Raw genomic sequence first — 15,607 nt, 5'->3', positions numbered from 1 at the left:
CTTAGGAGGGGCTATGCGAAGGAATATGCATATAGCACCAAGGAGAGCTCAGAAAGGGATTACCTTGGTATTAATTAGTTTAGTTTTATTATTTTTACTTGGTGTTGCAGCCTTTGGTATTGATTTGAATCACCAAGTACTCAATAAAACAAGACTACAAAACGCGGTCGACTCCGCTGCATTAGCGGCTGCGGTTGTCGTCGATGAAAGGACCGACGCGGCAGATTTGGCTGAGCGGCTTAGTTTAGCGACGCAGGCGGCGAATGATGCTCTGACTCATTCTGCTGCGTCTGATGGAAACCAAGAATTAGTTTACACGGGGGAAAACATAGATGTAACTTTCTCAAATTCGAACGCTAAAGGCTCATTTGTTGAAGCTGGAGAGTTCTCTTTGGGCAGTGACAGCGACATCTATGTTCGTGTTGCCGTTAGTAATGTTCTTTTGACACAGTATTTAAGTGGCATGTTTGGGCTCGACAAAGGGAAAGGGGTGTCAGCGAGTGCTGTTGCAGGACCAAGTGCGCCAAGCATTACTACATGTAACGTGTCGCCTATTGCTATGTGTGGCGATGTAAGCTCAGCTGATCTGGCGTGGGGATACATTCCTTCTTCAAACCCAGACTACAATGGCGCACAAGATCGAGATGCTGACACTATTCATGTATTGAAACCATCAGGGCACACGGATGGTGGCATTGGTTCGGGTAACTACCACCTTTTAGACTTTGGTTCCGGTAAAAATACAGTGAGAGAAATGCTGGCAGGGGATACTGAGGAGTGCATAACAGTCGGTGATTTAGTCACAACAGAGACTGGTAAAGGTACGGGACCAGTAGCTCAAGGTCTAAATACGAGATTTGATGGAGGTAAGCCAGATGAAGGCATTACTTCAGATAAGTACATCGAAGAGTCCAACGTAACATACGACAATTACCAACAACAATATCAGGATGCGGAAGACCCGGCCGTTGATAACGATGCGTTTTATTATGCTGATTATGTCGAAGGGTTAGCCGCTTGTACGGGTGGGCCTGGCGCGTGCAAGTCGCAATATTACCGAGCGGATGGGAAAACCGATAGAAGGGTATTACGAGTGCCGATCGTTCGTTGTGATGAAGCTCCAAAACAAGGCGGCAAGATGGATTTAGAAGTACTGGGCCTAGGATGCTTTTTTGTTACTCAGGAAGTGCAAAACAAGGGGAATGAATCGGAAATATTCGGTCAGTTTCTAGAGGATTGTACGGTAAAAAATGCGTCGTCTGGGGTAGATCCGGATGAAGATGGAGTTGGGCCATACAAAATCGTTCTATACAAAGACCCGTCAAGTGGAGGGTCTTAATATGATGTACTCCAATAGAATGCATCAGATGAAAAAGATGCTCAATCAGAAAGGACTGGCAATTATAGAGTTTATTCTTGCATTGCCAGTGCTACTGATGCTGACCGTATTAGTTATCGACGTGAGCCGAGCTTTTATTCAATACACAGAGGTCAACAAAGCGTTGCAAAATGGCGCACGGTATGCCGTGGTTGATACTTATGGCACGTTAGACTTTGAAGGCATAGCTGAAGAATCTGATATTAAAAATGTGGTGATCTATGGCACGCCGAGTGGCGTTGGTACGCCGGTAATCGACTATATTGAAGCTGCTGACATTATTGTGACTCAACCAACGGACACCAATAAGGTTGTCACCATATCAGCTACTTATAATTATGAGCCTATTTTCTCAACCTTACCTTTTACCGGAACCTCTTTGGCTTTCAGTATTGGCTCTTCTGCGTCAATGAGGACTAGCCCATGAAACAATGGATAAGGAAACAGAAAGGACTGACCCAAGTTGAGTTTTCGTTAATTGCACTTGCGGTAATGTTAGTACTGTTCATGATTATTGAGTTTGCAATCTACTTTTATTCAGTGCAAATGGTCAACGAAATTACCAGGCGAGCGGCACGACTTGCCACGGTTTGTTTTATTTCTGAACGTGATGAAATACCTAATCATCAAGCTTTGGAGAGTCTATATCCTTCAGGTTTTACCGCTAATAATTTACAAATCGAATATTTAGACGATACAGGTGCAACTGTTGATGTGTCGGATTTTTTGAGTACTCCACCTGCAGCATCTACAGTGTTAGATGCTCAGTTTTCAAAAATAAAATATGTTCAAGCAAGAGCAGTTGATTATGAATTTAAGTTTTTTGTGTTAGCTGCGCTTATTAGTGCAGTAGGAAAAACGCCTGCTTTTGAAACTGTATTGCCGGCAGAAAGCTTAGGTGTATTAAAGCCTGAAGCTGATAACCCAGCTGTTTATTCGGATTGTTCCGCGGAGTAGCTTTATGTTGAAACCAGTCAAAATAGATAATGAAACACATAAAAGTTTAAAAACTAACTTGATTATTTGGATAGTTTATTCTACATCAAATTTTAAAATTCACATTGCTGATGAACTATCAAGGTGTGTAAATCTAAATATTGATTGGATAGAGCTAGATACCTTTAACTTGGACTTTGTGAAAAATAAGCAAGTTCCTGATCTCATTTATATTGAAACCGGTGAAAGCTGGGCTCAAAAAGTGGCTCATGTTTATTCTAGTGACAGCAGTTTACAGCATAATCATACCGCTTTGATTGTATTTGGCGACGAGAACGATACTGCATCCCTTAAAATGGCATTAAGGCTTGGGGCAACAGATTATTTGTCTCGTTCGGTTGATTTTGGCGAGCTATATCCTTTATTGAAATCTACCGCGGATGAAAAGATTGCCAATAAGAAAATGGGCGATCTAACATTGTTTATTAATACAAAAGGTGGCTCTGGAGCAACCACTTTGGCTATTAATACAGCAATAGAATTATCAAGCTATGCTAAGAGTAAAGTGTTGCTCGTTGACTTGGATATGCAGTTTAGTGATGCCGCTGATTATTTAAACTGTAAGCCCAAATACAATATTAATGATGTGATTGATTCTGTTAATGATTTGGATGAATTATCACTAGAAGGACTAGTCTACCAGCATCCTTCAGGTTTGAATTATTTGTGTTTTAACCAAAATGATCCAAAAGGTAATTACAAGCATGCGGTTCAAGTTAGTAAATTATTACCTATTTTGAGGCAGTTTTACTCACATATTATTGTGGATTTATCTCATGGCGTTGAGCACGTTTATCAACAAATTGTTTCTCCGGCAACACATGTTTTTTTGATTCTGCAACAGAATGTTACCTCGGTTAAGCATGCTGTTAGTTATATACGTTCTTTAGAATTAGACTATGGTTTAAGTAGTCATCAGGTTGAACTAATTGTTAATCGTTTTGAAAAGAAATCGACAATATCGTTGAAAGACATTGAAAATGCGGTTAGTGGACATGCAATACACTTAGTACCTAATAACTTTGCTATTGCTATCGAGAGCGCTAATTTGGGCAACCCAATTGTTCAATCTAAGAAAAATAGTGCGCTGAAAGCGTCTTTGGCTGAAATATCGCACTTATTAGAAAGTCCGACCAAAGAGAATCAAAGTTGGATAAAAAAACTATTTTCTTAGTAAGGGGGAGTTATGTTTTTCAAACGGAAAGGCGTCGGGAGTTCTTTCAATTCCGTAGATGAAACAAAAGAATCCAAAGTTGTGAATGTCGAGTTGGCAAAATCTGATGAAGACACGTCAGATGAGCAAAAGTCTTTGTCGCCGGTAGAAGCCAAGATGAAAGCGATCGAGGAGCAGAAAAAGCAATTAGAACAAGATCTCTCGATAAAACACTACTACCACAAGAAACTACTGGATACCTTGGATCTCGGGCTTCTATCGCACTTGCAAGAAGATCGCGCGAAAGAGGAGTTGCGCGAAGCGGTTGTTCAGCTCATTGCGGAAGATCAAACACACCCATTGAGTTCAGAAGCGCGAAACCGCGTAATACATCAAATTGAAGATGAAGTGTTCGGCCTAGGGCCTCTTGAGCCACTTCTTGAAGATCAAACAATCTCAGATATCTTAGTAAATGGCCCGAAAAATATTTTCGTCGAACGTTTTGGTAAGTTGGAGAAAACACCGCACACCTTTTTAGACGAACGCCATTTGCGCAACATTATCGACCGTATTGTAAGCCAAGTGGGTCGAAGGATCGATGAGGCTTCACCCATGGTGGATGCTCGACTCAAAGATGGCTCACGTTTTAATGCGATTATACCTCCTCTTGCTATTGATGGGCCTTCAGTTTCTATTCGACGTTTTGCGGTTGAACGTTTGAACATGGATAACTTATTAGAACTTGGATCGTTGTCTCCTGAAATGGCGAAGTTTCTTAATGCGGCGGTTGTGGGGGAAATGAATATCCTGATTTCTGGAGGTACAGGTTCTGGTAAAACAACCACGCTAAATATTTTGTCGAGCTTTATTCCTAGCGACCAACGCATTGTAACCATTGAGGACTCGGCAGAGTTACAACTCCAACAGCCACATATTATCCGTTTGGAAACACGTCCTTCCAATATCGAGGGTAAGGGTGAAATTTCTCAGCGTGATTTAGTAAAAAACTCACTACGTATGCGTCCCGATCGCATAGTTGTTGGTGAGGTTCGTGGCTCAGAAGCGGTGGATATGTTATCCGCAATGAACACGGGCCATGATGGGTCTTTGGCTACTATCCACGCGAATACACCAAGAGATGCGTTGAGCCGGATTGAGAATATGTTCTCGATGGCAGGGTGGAATGTGTCGACAAAAAACTTGAGAGCGCAGATCGCGTCTGCCATCAATATTGTTGTGCAAATGGATCGTCAGGAAGACGGTAAACGTCGCATGGTTAGCGTACAAGAAATTAATGGCATGGAAGGTGACGTTATTACCATGTCGGAGATCTTCACCTTCCAAAGAAGAGGGGTCGATCAAGAAGGCAATGTGTTAGGTGATTACATGGCTACAGGGATTGTACCAAGCTGCCATGACCAATTAGTAAAACGAGGCTTAGACGTACCATTTGAAATATTCAATGAAAAAGCCCGTTAGGAGATTGCTATGGATAGTCAATTCCCCCTTTTTCTTGTACTGCTGTTTTTGTCCGTATTCTTTATTAGCCAAGCGTTAATTCTGCCTTCTGCGGGTAAAAAGGTTAAGCATAAGCAATTAATCAAGCGGATACACGAAAGCCATAAACATATTGATCAAGAGAGTATTTCTTTATTAAGGGAAAACTCGCTCAAGAATCTATCGCCATTAGAGCGATGGCTTGTGAGGTTTAGCCTGTTCGATAACTTTAAGAAGAAGTTGGAACTGGCTGGGATACACATGGGGTTCAGTCGGTTTATTTTCCTCACATTCCTCGGAGGGACTGCGGTTGGTCTATTTCTGTTCTTGTTCGGGCAAGTTTGGTACCTCTGTGCTGGTGTTGCGTTTGCTTGCTGGGTGTCTGTTTACTTCTACATACAGAAAAGGATTGCTGATCGTTTAATGAAATTTGAAGAGCAACTGCCAGAGGCTCTCGATATCATCAAGCGAGTTTTGCAGGCAGGGCAGCCAATTACACAGGGTTTTGGAGAAGTAGGCAGAGAGGTTAGTGCACCGCTTGGTCCTGAGTTCATGAATACCTTTAACTTACTCAACTATGGTTATGACCTCCGCTTGGCGATTATGCAAATGTCGGAGAGAACTCCTACCGTATCTATGCTTGCTTTCTCCAGTGCGGTGTTACTGCAAAAGGAAACGGGTGGTAACTTAGTCGAAAACATTGAAAAGCTCTCCCATATCCTACGTGCTCGTTTCAAACTCGCTCGAAAAATAAAAACCATTTCGGCGGAATCTCGAATGTCGGCATGGGTACTGGTATTAGCGCCTTTTGGTTTGTACGTCATCATTTCCCTTGTTCGACCTGAGTATATTGAGTTACTCCACACACATCCAATGGGGATCAAAATGGTCATTGGTGGGATGGTAGCGTTGTTTATCGCCACGCTTTGGATTCGTAAAATCGTCAATATTGAGGTGTAGCAATGGACAGTATTCAAGGATGGTTAAACGATTTTGCTGTCGGCCAAGAAACACTGCTTATGGGGTTGATCCTCATCACTACAGTGTTGGTTGTGATGACGCTAGGCTCGATAATTATTGGGTTTAACTCGCCAATTAAACGAAAGTTAGCCGAATTGTCTGGTGATAAGAAAGAAGTCTCTCATCACAACAAAAAAATGGCAGACACATTGGAGTCGTTAGCGCCTCTAACTTCCCCAACCAGTGAAAAAGAGCGCCAAACGACACGCAATAAACTGATGCATGCTGGGTTTCATGAAAGCAATGCATTATCGATGTTTTATGCCATTAAATCGGTCACGACAATCTTAGGTGTGATGGTGGCGGCACTGGTGTATTTCTCGGTTCCGGAATCTAAATACCTGTACACGTATATGGCGTTATCCGTATTTATTGGGCTTTTATTTCCTGATTTTATTTTGCGTCGAATGGTGAACAAGCGTCAGCAAGCGATTCGCGCAGGTGTGCCCGACATGCTTGATTTGCTGGTGGTTTGTACCGAATCAGGGCTTGGCTTTAATGCAGCGTTGCGTCGGGTTGCAGATGAACTGGTTATCTCTCACCCAGAGCTTGCCGATGAAATCGATACGGTGTGCAACAAAATTAAAGCGGGCAAACCAATGCCAGAAGCGCTGAGGGAGCTAGTATTAAGGACAGGGTTAGAAGAATTAATGGGGCTGGTAAGTATGCTTAGCCATGCCTCTCGAATAGGGGGGAGTTTAGTCAACTCCTTGCGTGAATATACCGAAGACTACAGGGATAAGCGTCAACAAGCAGCAGAAGAAATTGCTGCAAAAATCCCAGTCAAAATGATGTTTCCAATGGTGCTATTTATTTGGCCTTGCTTTTTTATAGTGGCTATCGGACCTGCGTTAATTTCATTGGCTGAGGCATTTTCTAATTAAAAAGCAAAATAGGGATCGTTATGTGGATTAAGAAATACGTCATCATCTCGTTGTTGGTGCTTACCGCATGTTCAACAACTGAACAGTCATCAGATTTCGATTCAACGCTGTACTCAGGTAAGCCCGTTGAGTCTCTCACTAATGATGAACCACCCAAAACAGAGGAAGAGGCAATCTCACGAGGGGATATTGCATTAAGCAACAAAAATGTCGACTTAGCCTTGTATGAATATATTCGCTCGCTCTCTTTCCCGAATGCGGTCCATAAAGATAAAACCTTGTACACCGTGGGGCGCATCCATTTAGCTAGGGAGAATTCAGAACTCGCCGATAAATCATTTCGAGCATCTTTGGCTGAGAACCCCGATCATATTGGCTCCCTGACTGAGCTTGGTACTTTATACACGAAGCGTGGAGAAAAGGACGTTGGGAAAAGCTACTACATACGCGCTTTGAATGCTGACCAAATTCGCATGGATGGCGATCCTACCATCACTAAAGACAACATTACTGCAGAGAGCGTTGCAACATATCGCTATGATGATAAATCACCAGTCTCTGCTTACTCCGGTCTAGGTGTGCTTTACGACATTCGTGGCGACCACGATATTGCGCAGGCGTTAATTCGAAAAGCGTTGGATATTGACTCAAGAAACGTAAACGCTTTGGTCAGCCTTGGCTACTCCTACTACATGGAAAAAGCTTACTCAAAAGCGGCGCACTTTACTCAAGCCGCACTAAGTATCAAGCCAGGAGATGAGAGAGGAATCAATAATTTAGGTCTCATTGCTTTAGCTAAAGATCAGCCACGACAAGCTCTGAGTATTTTTAGTCGACACATGACAGAGCCGGAAGCACTCAATAATGTTGGTTACTTCTTGATCCTTCAAGGCAAACCAGGCGAGGCGATTCCTTATCTACAACAGGCTATTGATAAGAACCCTGCCTACTATGAACTGGCAAATAAAAACCTAGAACGAGCATTGGCAATGGTGAGAGAGCGAGGGGATACCTCTACCGCGCTTCTCCAATAAATTTGAAGACCCTTTTAAAAGAAAGCCACTCTGCAAGATAGAGTGGCTTTTTCATTTACCGGGAGTAGTCCGTTGCAAAGGTGTTTGTTCAATTAGCCGTTCATTCTCTTCTTTCAGGGTAAGAAGCATAGCGCCGTAAAGCCCAACCAACTATCTTCCATAACATCACCGTCAAGAGTGTTGCGAGGTAGCCATCAATCGCATAATGCCAAGCTAAATGTACCGAACCGATTTGAATGATGACTGCGAAAGCGTAGGCAAAGTAGCCGATGGTTTTGTTGAGTCTATAAATTGATAGCGCCATCAAAACCGCAATGGAAACGTGCAAACTAGGCATTGCCGAAATGCCAGAGCCAATACCATTGGCATTCGCGATGTACTCATCCCAAAGATATTGCTGTGTAGGCAATGCCCACAATTGCCCAGCGTCCACATTGGTAAGATATTGGCTTTGGGCTTCGAGCGTTTTCATCAGAGGAACAAACTGTTCATCTCCAGTGATAAGCTCCACATAGCAAGGGCCTGCTGAAGAAAGCAGCGTGGCGAAGAAGACACCAAGAATCATCCAAGACAATGCGAACGTGAGTAAAAACTGTTGCCTTACCAACGGGTATTTTTTGTAGATAAGGAAAAAGATGAGTATACCCCACATACAAAAAAACCATGCGTTGTAGGCTACATTTAGCCCTAATGAGGCCCAAGCATTGGAGAATAATGCATGGGTCAACTCCCACGGAGCAACGCCGAAGTGTAGCAACGAATCAATATTCGCAAAGGTCAGATCCCACTTGAACGGATTGATGATTGGAATCAGCGATTTCAAAAACGTGTGGTTAGAGAAAATCAGGTTGAGTGCCATCATCGAAACAAACACTGATACAGGTCGGTACAGCGGAAAAATAAGATGCTTCAGTTTTTGTATGAATCTTTTTGCCGGCTGCTTTTCTTTGCGCAGTATGAGATAGAAATAATAGTAGATACACCAGCTTAAACCTGTGACATACAAAGCTTGTATGAGCGTTTCAAGGTAAGTGGTAAAAGAGTAATCGATAGGGAAATCGAGATACAAAGAACAAAGATAAATGACAGCAGTCGAGATAAAGCAATAGGTGTAGAAAATCTTATCGTTCAATAACTCATTCTTTACTGATGTGAGTAAAGCCGACGCTTTTTGCTGCCAGCTAAGGTTGAGCTCGTAATTGTTGTCTTGTTCCATTGATGATCCGTCATCTCTATCCTTCCAATATCATTAAGCTTAGTTGAGAAAACGGGCACTCGTATTTGAGTGCCCGTGGTTTATCTGGATTCAATAGTTGGCGTATCAGCAGGCTAAATCATGCCCGTGACAAGGCCTGCCGCCACAAAAAACACGATCATCCACAGAACCGATAGGTTGAGCTTTTTGTGTAGATAAAAACCTGCAACCACTAACGCCATGTCGATGGGAGCAACAACTGCGCTGCTAAATACTGGCTGGTAAAGTGCCGCGAGTAGTAACCCTACTACCGAGGCATTTACACCGTTGATGGCGCCGGAGACCAGCGGTTTGCCTGCCAGTGCTTGCCAGTTTTTAAGAACGCCAAGCAGTAAAAGAAAACCTGGGAGGAATACGCCAAGCGTTGCGATCAGAGCGCCTAAAATTGGCGTATCCGAAAGCTCATAACCGATAAAAGTCGCAAAGGTGAACATTGGCCCTGGTACAGCTTGTGCAGCGGCGTAGCCTGTTAAAAATGCATCTTGGCTGAGCTGGTCGCCAACAATGTTTTGCAGAAGCGGCAGAACCACATGACCGCCACCAAACACTAAGCTACCAGCTTGGAAAAAATCACTAAACAGCCCAAGCAAAGGTAACGCATGAGCCACTAATGGTAAGCCGAGTAAAAGCACCGCAAATAGAGCCAATGGCACGATAGATGGTTTAAACGGCTCTGCTGATGGCGCGGAGTCTTTCTTCAGATATCGCGTACCGACAAAACCTGCTGCGATCAACACGAACATTTGCGTCATGATGCTTGGTGCCACCAGCAACGCAATCGCAGTCGCAACGCACAAACCCGCGGTCAGTTTACTTTGGCAGAAGTTTTTGTACATGCCCCAAGTCGCATCCGCCACGACGACGACTGCGAGCAGTTTTAGGCCGTGAACGATGTTTTGGAACACTGCGGTGTCGGTGATTTGGCTGCTCACCATCGCCAGCGCCAACATGATGACCACTGAAGGAAGCGTGAATCCGACAAATGCTGCGCATGCGCCACCTAAACCGCCACGTTTATAACCCAATGCAAAGCCAACTTGGCTTGAGCCCGGTCCCGGCAAAAACTGACTGAGCGCGACAATTTGCGCGTACTCGCTGTCATCAAGCCATTTCAGTTTCTCAACAAATGTTTGGCGAAAATAACCAATATGAGCCGCAGGGCCGCCGAAGCTGAACCAACCCAGCCAGAAAAAAGTTTTGAAGATGGTGAACATGTCGAGCCTGTTTATCTAAAAAGCATTGTTGCTAATTTATCGAATGCTCTAAAATGACTCAAATTGATGATTTTAATTTCATCTATGAATGAAATGAAATGGGATGAGGATGTTGGAGTGAAAGAGGACATTCAGTGGCGCAACATTGACTTGAACTTATTGGTGACGTTTTCCTACTTGTATCGCTATCGAAGCGTTAGCGTCGCGGCAGAGAAAAGTTACGTTAGTCAGTCGGCGATGAGTCATAGTTTGTCTCGTTTAAGGTTGTTGTTTGACGACCCGCTTTTTGAGCGAAAAGGGCACAAGATGGAGCCCACCGAGCACGCTCACCACATCGCGCCAACTGTGCATCACTTGTTGGATTCTATCGCCAAAGACTTGCTCACTAAGTCTGCCTTCCAACCTAAAAATTATGCGGGTGTATGTCGCATTGGATTAACGGATTATGCCGAGTTTATTTTTGCTCCTCGGCTTTATGACGAAATACGCCAGCGCGCACCAGAGGCCCAGATCAGTTTTATTAACGTCAATCGTAGCAACTACGTGGCATTAACTGAGCACGAAAAGATCGATGTCATTATTGGCAGCATGCCAGTGTTGGATGACAACTTTGAGAGCTTGTACTTGTACACCGAAAAACACGTGTGCATGTGTGATAAACAGGTGTTGAAAGGGGAAACACAGCTGTCTCTGGAAGCGTTCGCGAACATCGAGCAAGCTCTGGTAAGTCCCGATGGGAGCTTAAAGACACAAGTAGACCAAAAGCTTGCAGAACATGGCTTGAGCCGCAAAGTCACCGTGGCGTCGCGCAACTTTCTCACTATTCGGCATCTATTGAAAAAACGCGATCTCATTGCCATCGTGCCAGAAAAAATGGCATTGGCGGAGGGCTTTTCGGACGATCTCGTTACCGTTAAGCCGCCGATCGCCGTTGCGGATTTTGATATTGCTATGCTGTGGCATTCCAGCCGAAACAATGAAGACAAAGGCATTTGGCTACGCGAGCTGGTTTCTTCGACCATCACCTCTAAATGATAAACATTTGGGGCACTCATGGTGCTTAGAGTGATTTGTTGTTGAACTTCTTACTACCCGCTGAGTTATCGGCGTTACACCGAAACAGTACTGATTGTGCAAAATGAATGTCTTGGGTTAGGGGGGGGGTTCCAGGTTTAATTCGTAAAAGAGATTAATGGAAAAGGTATCATTGAGTTGTACCACGTAGTTTAAGCTCTGTTTGCACGTATACATGAAGAGGGAGTAAGCGTCCATCTCGGTATTTTTCCACCAGTAAGTTCACTCCCTGAGTTCCCATCAACTCAGAGTGAATACGAATTGTAGACAACGGCGGAAAGGTAAAGCGAGCAGTAGGAATATCATTCATACTAATCAACGTAATATCCTCTGGTATCTTTAAGCCAAATTCATGGATTGCACGTACTATGCCAATCGCGATGGAGTCTGAATCAATGAATACTGCTTTCGGGAAGTCACCTTTGGCTAGCATCTCTTTCGCTAAGTTATAACCGGACAAACTAGAGCAGGCACAATAGTGTATATCTTGTTCTGCGACCACGCCTTTTAGATAGCCATAGTCCAAAAACACATTTTCACGAGTGTCAGCTGCGTCGGGCTTGTCTTGACCGCCAATATAACCGATGCGGCGGTAGCCTCGTTGTACAAAGAAATCAACTACTTGCTTACTGATTCGAATAAGGTCGACATCAACGCAATCATAAGGGCAGGTTGGATCTGAAAAGTTTATGTAGCAGATGCTATCGGCTAGACGTTTAGGTAATTTATCTACTACCTTTTGGTCGACATTTCCGACTAAAAGGACACCTGTTATCTTTTTCGTTTCAACATCAATTTCACTGTTATAGCAATTGGTTAGCGTAATACCTAATTTGTCGCATTGCGTTTCAATCCCATGACGAATTGATAAGTAGTAAGGGTCATTCACCTCTGTTTCTTGTTTGTAGTTATATAAGGCTAAAAAGTGATGTTTTTGCTTAGCTTCTTTGATGCCTTTCTTCGAGCTACTGGTGCGGTACTCCAGTTTTTCTGCAATTTCCAAAATGCGGTATTTGGTTTCTTCTTTAACGCTCAACGTTGGGTCGTTGTTCAAAACCCGCGATACGGTTGCAAGTGAGACGCCCGCTTCAATGGCGATATCTTTTAGCTTTGCCATGTAAATTTCCCGTCGGCACTGCTCACTGCCCAAGTGTGAGCTCAATAATCTGACTATTTTAAACAGCTACTTAGAGATGCACAAACCTTTAGTAAGACAGTCCTAAACACTTTAAATCAGCATATCAAGCCAACTTGTTTTCATGAAATACACTCTATTGAGTAATAAATAAAGCCGTAAACGTAAGGATTATATTGCTGTAAAAATACTGAAAAACGCGACTGGTTTGGAAACTTGCTACTTGTGGTAACTCTAGTACTTAATAGGACTCGAGCTGTTTAGAGTTTAATCAAGCAAACGTTTTATTGTTCATGTTTATGTTTTGTGTCTCATTTTATAAACAAATCAATAGGAAAGTATTCAACTCCTTTTATAATCTCCGCGCTTTTAAAAGCTGTCTAACAGTATGAAAAATTAGGAAATTATAATGAAAAAAGTATTGCCATTATTGGCTTTAGGTGCAGTGGTTGCTTCAACGTCAGTTCAAGCAAAAGGTAACTGGTATGTTGGCGCAGATATTCTTAACTCTGATCTTGAAGTTGAAGGTCACTCTTACAGCTCTTCAGCTACAGGTTTGGGTATTGCGGTAGGTAAAGAGCTGCAATATTCAGAAAACTTCAAATTGGCTTTAGAAGGTGAGTACATTTACTACGGTAGCTTCGAAGAAAAAGCATCGGGCGCGGGTAATTGGTTAGAAGCTACTGTTGAAGGTTATTCATTCAACCTTAATGCTAAACCTAAGTACCAATTCTCTGGCACTGGTTTTTATGTTGGTGCTGTTGTTGGTCTAGGTGTAACTGGGGTTGATTTAGAGGCAAAATCAAACCTTTCTGGTTTCACTGGTAAGACTGATGGTAGCGATGCTGGCTTTAACTATGGTGCTGAAGTGGGTTATGAATTTGCTTCAGGTCTGGTTGTTTCTGGTGGCTACCGTGCTTCTACAGTAACCATCGATGTTGAAGGTGGTGGCGATCTTGAATTTGATTTTGACAGCCTATACGTTGGCGTTGATTACAAGTTTTAAGCTCGCGTAAGCAAAACATAGATACTAAAAAGGAGCCGTTAGGCTCCTTTTTTGATCAGATTATCAATCAACTCATAATGGTGATCTTGTACGCCTGCAAGGTTGCCATATTTGGGTTGGTGGCGGTCATTTTCTTTCGCGTGTTGCCAGCCAATGGTGTGACGCACAAAATGCTCTGCAAACGCATGAGATACTTCTAAGCAACCTGCCAGCACGGTATCAACATAACTTTGCATGATTGGGCTCTTTGCGCATGGTGGTAGTGGCTCGTCTTTTACGTAAACCCAAATGTCATGTTCTTGGTTAAAACTCGCATCTGTTTCGATTTGATCTGGCTGAAGTTGAATACGATGGTAGCCGCGTTCACGGCGATCGAATTCTGCGAGCGCTTCTTTATTCACTTCGAGTAAAACGCCATTAACCTGTCCATCGCCTTGGTTCACCACTAATGGAGAGAGGCTGTAACTGTCGTCAATCTTCCCCCAGTAGCGAACCAACCCATGTGCTATGACGGGAATGGCTTCTCCCGTTTGTCCGGTTAATTTACGTGACGCAGAATTAATCAAACTGCCATAGCCAAATATGTACATTGTCGTTGCATCCCTTAACTGATAGTTGTGCCTCTCATGTTTATACCTAACCCGCATCTGAAGCACAACTTTACCTCTTAAGTATAATCTTAATTATAAACATGTATTTTTTATACATGTTTATGGTAGCATCAATATGTAGTTGAGTTAACCAGCATCGAGAGACGCTTGAGGGCAAGATAATGCTGAATATCACCGATAAAAAAGTAGAAGAAAAAATCCCCGCATGGCTGCGATTAGGCTTTCGGCCGTTTTTTCTGTTTGGGTCGATTTACGCCATTGTTGCGATTGCGTTGTGGGTGTGGATGTTCCAAGGCGGACAGCCAAACGCATTAGCTGTGCCTGCATTGTGGTGGCATGTACATGAAATGTTGTTCGGTTTTTCGATGGCCATTGTAGTTGGCTTTGTACTGACCGCGGTACAAAACTGGACTGGCATTAATGGTACCAAGCATTACATGCTTCTGGCTTTATTTGGCTTGTGGTTAGTGCCCCGCGTATTGCTTTGGACACCAGCACCGTTATGGTTAACCAGCAGTATCGAAGCGGTATTTTTACTGTTTGTCGCCTATGAGGTGGGCATTCGTGTGTATCGAGCCAAAGGTTGGCGTAATTTGTTTTTCGTTCCACTGTTTCTTTTGGCCATCTTTGCGAACTTTGCAAGCTACGCAACGATAAAAGGTATGCCGCCCTTTAGCTCTTCAGCGGTGTGGCAAGCAATGCTGTGGTGGTTTACCTTGCTGTTGTCAGTGATGGGTGGACGTGTGATTCCATTTTTTACTGCGCGTCGATTTAATTTCGAAAAAGCGCAACCATTGGCTTGGTTAGAGTGGCTCGCGAATTTGCCGTTGGTAATGCTATTTGTGCTGAGCTTTTTCCCTGTGACGTTTGCAGAACTAGGTAGTCCTTTGATGTTGTTTGCAGGTGTTGCTCAGTTGGTGCGTTTTGTTCGCTGGAAACCTTGGTTAACCCTGAGCGAGCCTTTAGTGTGGTCGCTGCATGCTGCGTATTTGTGTTTACCACTAAGCTTAATTTTGCGAGGCGTCTGGGGAGATGCATTTGCCAGCCATAACCTCATTCACCTGTTTGCGATAGGTGCGTTAGGCGGTTTGATTTTAGCGATGATTGCACGGGTGACGATGGGACATACTGGTCGCATGATCTACAAAGGACCAAACATGAGCCTTGCGTTTGCAGCGATTACCGCGGCAGCTTTGGTTCGCAGTTTCGCCGTGATCTTTGACCCAGCGAACATGATGCTGTGGATTGATATCAGCGGCGGATTATGGATTGTTGCGTTTGGGCTATTTGTGTGGCGCTTTGGTGTGATGCTTGTGACCCCTCGTGTGGATGGTCACCCCGGATAAGATT

15 protein-coding genes are annotated in these 15,607 nt (G+C 43.6%); 11 read left to right on the top strand and 4 right to left on the bottom strand.

The genetic code is table 11. The features are described from left to right. Window positions 1-13: 13 nt before the first annotated feature. From KI742_RS12540 to KI742_RS12505, 8 genes are read left to right on the top strand one after another with little or no spacing between them, the layout of a single operon-like run. Entirely contained in the window at window positions 14-1,339 is a 1,326-nt protein-coding gene (locus KI742_RS12540) for a pilus assembly protein TadG-related protein (RefSeq protein WP_285385488.1), read from the top strand. Window positions 1,340-1,376: 37 nt separating this feature from the next. Continuing rightward, window positions 1,377-1,805, top strand: a complete 429-nt coding sequence (locus tag KI742_RS12535; protein WP_239931999.1) for a TadE/TadG family type IV pilus assembly protein — start codon at window positions 1,377-1,379, stop codon at window positions 1,803-1,805. Beyond that, a complete protein-coding gene (locus KI742_RS12530; RefSeq protein ID WP_005386454.1) occupies window positions 1,802-2,335 on the top strand; it encodes a TadE/TadG family type IV pilus assembly protein in 534 nt (177 codons plus the stop codon). Before KI742_RS12535 ends, KI742_RS12530 begins: the two co-directional genes overlap by 4 nt. A gap of 4 nt (window positions 2,336-2,339) precedes the next feature. Continuing rightward, window positions 2,340-3,548 (top strand): AAA family ATPase, encoded by a 1,209-nt coding sequence (locus KI742_RS12525; RefSeq protein WP_237306637.1) that lies wholly within the window; start codon window positions 2,340-2,342, stop codon window positions 3,546-3,548. Window positions 3,549-3,560: 12 nt separating this feature from the next. Further along, a complete protein-coding gene (locus KI742_RS12520; RefSeq protein ID WP_046875025.1) occupies window positions 3,561-5,006 on the top strand; it encodes a CpaF family protein in 1,446 nt (481 codons plus the stop codon). 9 nt (window positions 5,007-5,015) lie between these two features. Next, window positions 5,016-5,984, top strand: a complete 969-nt coding sequence (locus KI742_RS12515) for a type II secretion system F family protein (protein WP_213876218.1) — start codon at window positions 5,016-5,018, stop codon at window positions 5,982-5,984. 2 nt (window positions 5,985-5,986) lie between these two features. Continuing rightward, complete coding sequence (locus KI742_RS12510) at window positions 5,987-6,928, top strand: type II secretion system F family protein (RefSeq protein WP_213876220.1); 942 nt, start codon at window positions 5,987-5,989, stop codon at window positions 6,926-6,928. A 20-nt stretch (window positions 6,929-6,948) separates the two neighbouring features. Continuing rightward, window positions 6,949-7,962 (top strand): lipopolysaccharide assembly protein LapB, encoded by a 1,014-nt coding sequence (locus KI742_RS12505; RefSeq protein WP_005386465.1) that lies wholly within the window; start codon window positions 6,949-6,951, stop codon window positions 7,960-7,962. A 100-nt stretch (window positions 7,963-8,062) separates the two neighbouring features. Here KI742_RS12505 and KI742_RS12500 read toward each other — a convergent pair whose 3' ends face one another. Both KI742_RS12500 and chrA read right to left on the bottom strand, forming a co-directional pair. Then, window positions 8,063-9,178, bottom strand: a complete 1,116-nt coding sequence (locus KI742_RS12500) for a phosphatase PAP2 family protein (RefSeq protein ID WP_137282333.1) — start codon at window positions 9,176-9,178, stop codon at window positions 8,063-8,065. Window positions 9,179-9,291: 113 nt separating this feature from the next. Then, window positions 9,292-10,431 carry a chromate efflux transporter gene (gene chrA / locus KI742_RS12495; RefSeq protein ID WP_203346969.1) on the bottom strand — a complete coding sequence of 380 codons (1,140 nt, stop codon included), beginning with the start codon at window positions 10,429-10,431 and terminating at the stop codon, window positions 9,292-9,294. A 93-nt stretch (window positions 10,432-10,524) separates the two neighbouring features. On the opposite strand from chrA, the gene KI742_RS12490 reads away from it, so the two are divergent. Next, on the top strand, window positions 10,525-11,466 hold the full coding sequence (locus tag KI742_RS12490) for a LysR family transcriptional regulator (protein ID WP_213894060.1): 942 nt from the start codon (window positions 10,525-10,527) through the stop codon (window positions 11,464-11,466). Window positions 11,467-11,635: 169 nt separating this feature from the next. On the opposite strand, the gene ebgR is transcribed toward KI742_RS12490, so the two are convergent. Then, a complete protein-coding gene (ebgR, locus tag KI742_RS12485; RefSeq protein ID WP_213901501.1) occupies window positions 11,636-12,622 on the bottom strand; it encodes a transcriptional regulator EbgR in 987 nt (328 codons plus the stop codon). A 427-nt stretch (window positions 12,623-13,049) separates the two neighbouring features. Here ebgR and KI742_RS12480 point away from each other — a divergent pair, with 427 nt between their 5' ends. Beyond that, window positions 13,050-13,646 (top strand): outer membrane beta-barrel protein, encoded by a 597-nt coding sequence (locus KI742_RS12480; RefSeq protein ID WP_285385491.1) that lies wholly within the window; start codon window positions 13,050-13,052, stop codon window positions 13,644-13,646. A 38-nt stretch (window positions 13,647-13,684) separates the two neighbouring features. Here KI742_RS12480 and KI742_RS12475 read toward each other — a convergent pair whose 3' ends face one another. Continuing rightward, window positions 13,685-14,236 (bottom strand): gamma-glutamylcyclotransferase family protein, encoded by a 552-nt coding sequence (locus KI742_RS12475; protein ID WP_042521366.1) that lies wholly within the window; start codon window positions 14,234-14,236, stop codon window positions 13,685-13,687. Window positions 14,237-14,418: 182 nt separating this feature from the next. Between KI742_RS12475 and KI742_RS12470 the strand changes: the two genes are divergently transcribed. Next, window positions 14,419-15,603 (top strand): NnrS family protein, encoded by a 1,185-nt coding sequence (locus KI742_RS12470; protein WP_285385493.1) that lies wholly within the window; start codon window positions 14,419-14,421, stop codon window positions 15,601-15,603. Window positions 15,604-15,607 lie beyond the last annotated feature (4 nt).

The organism is Vibrio sp. D417a, from assembly GCF_030248595.1.
GTDB classification, from domain to species: domain Bacteria; phylum Pseudomonadota; class Gammaproteobacteria; order Enterobacterales; family Vibrionaceae; genus Vibrio; species Vibrio alginolyticus.
The sequence above is the reverse complement of the archived record's forward strand: the minus strand, read 5'-3'. Positions and strand labels throughout refer to the sequence as shown.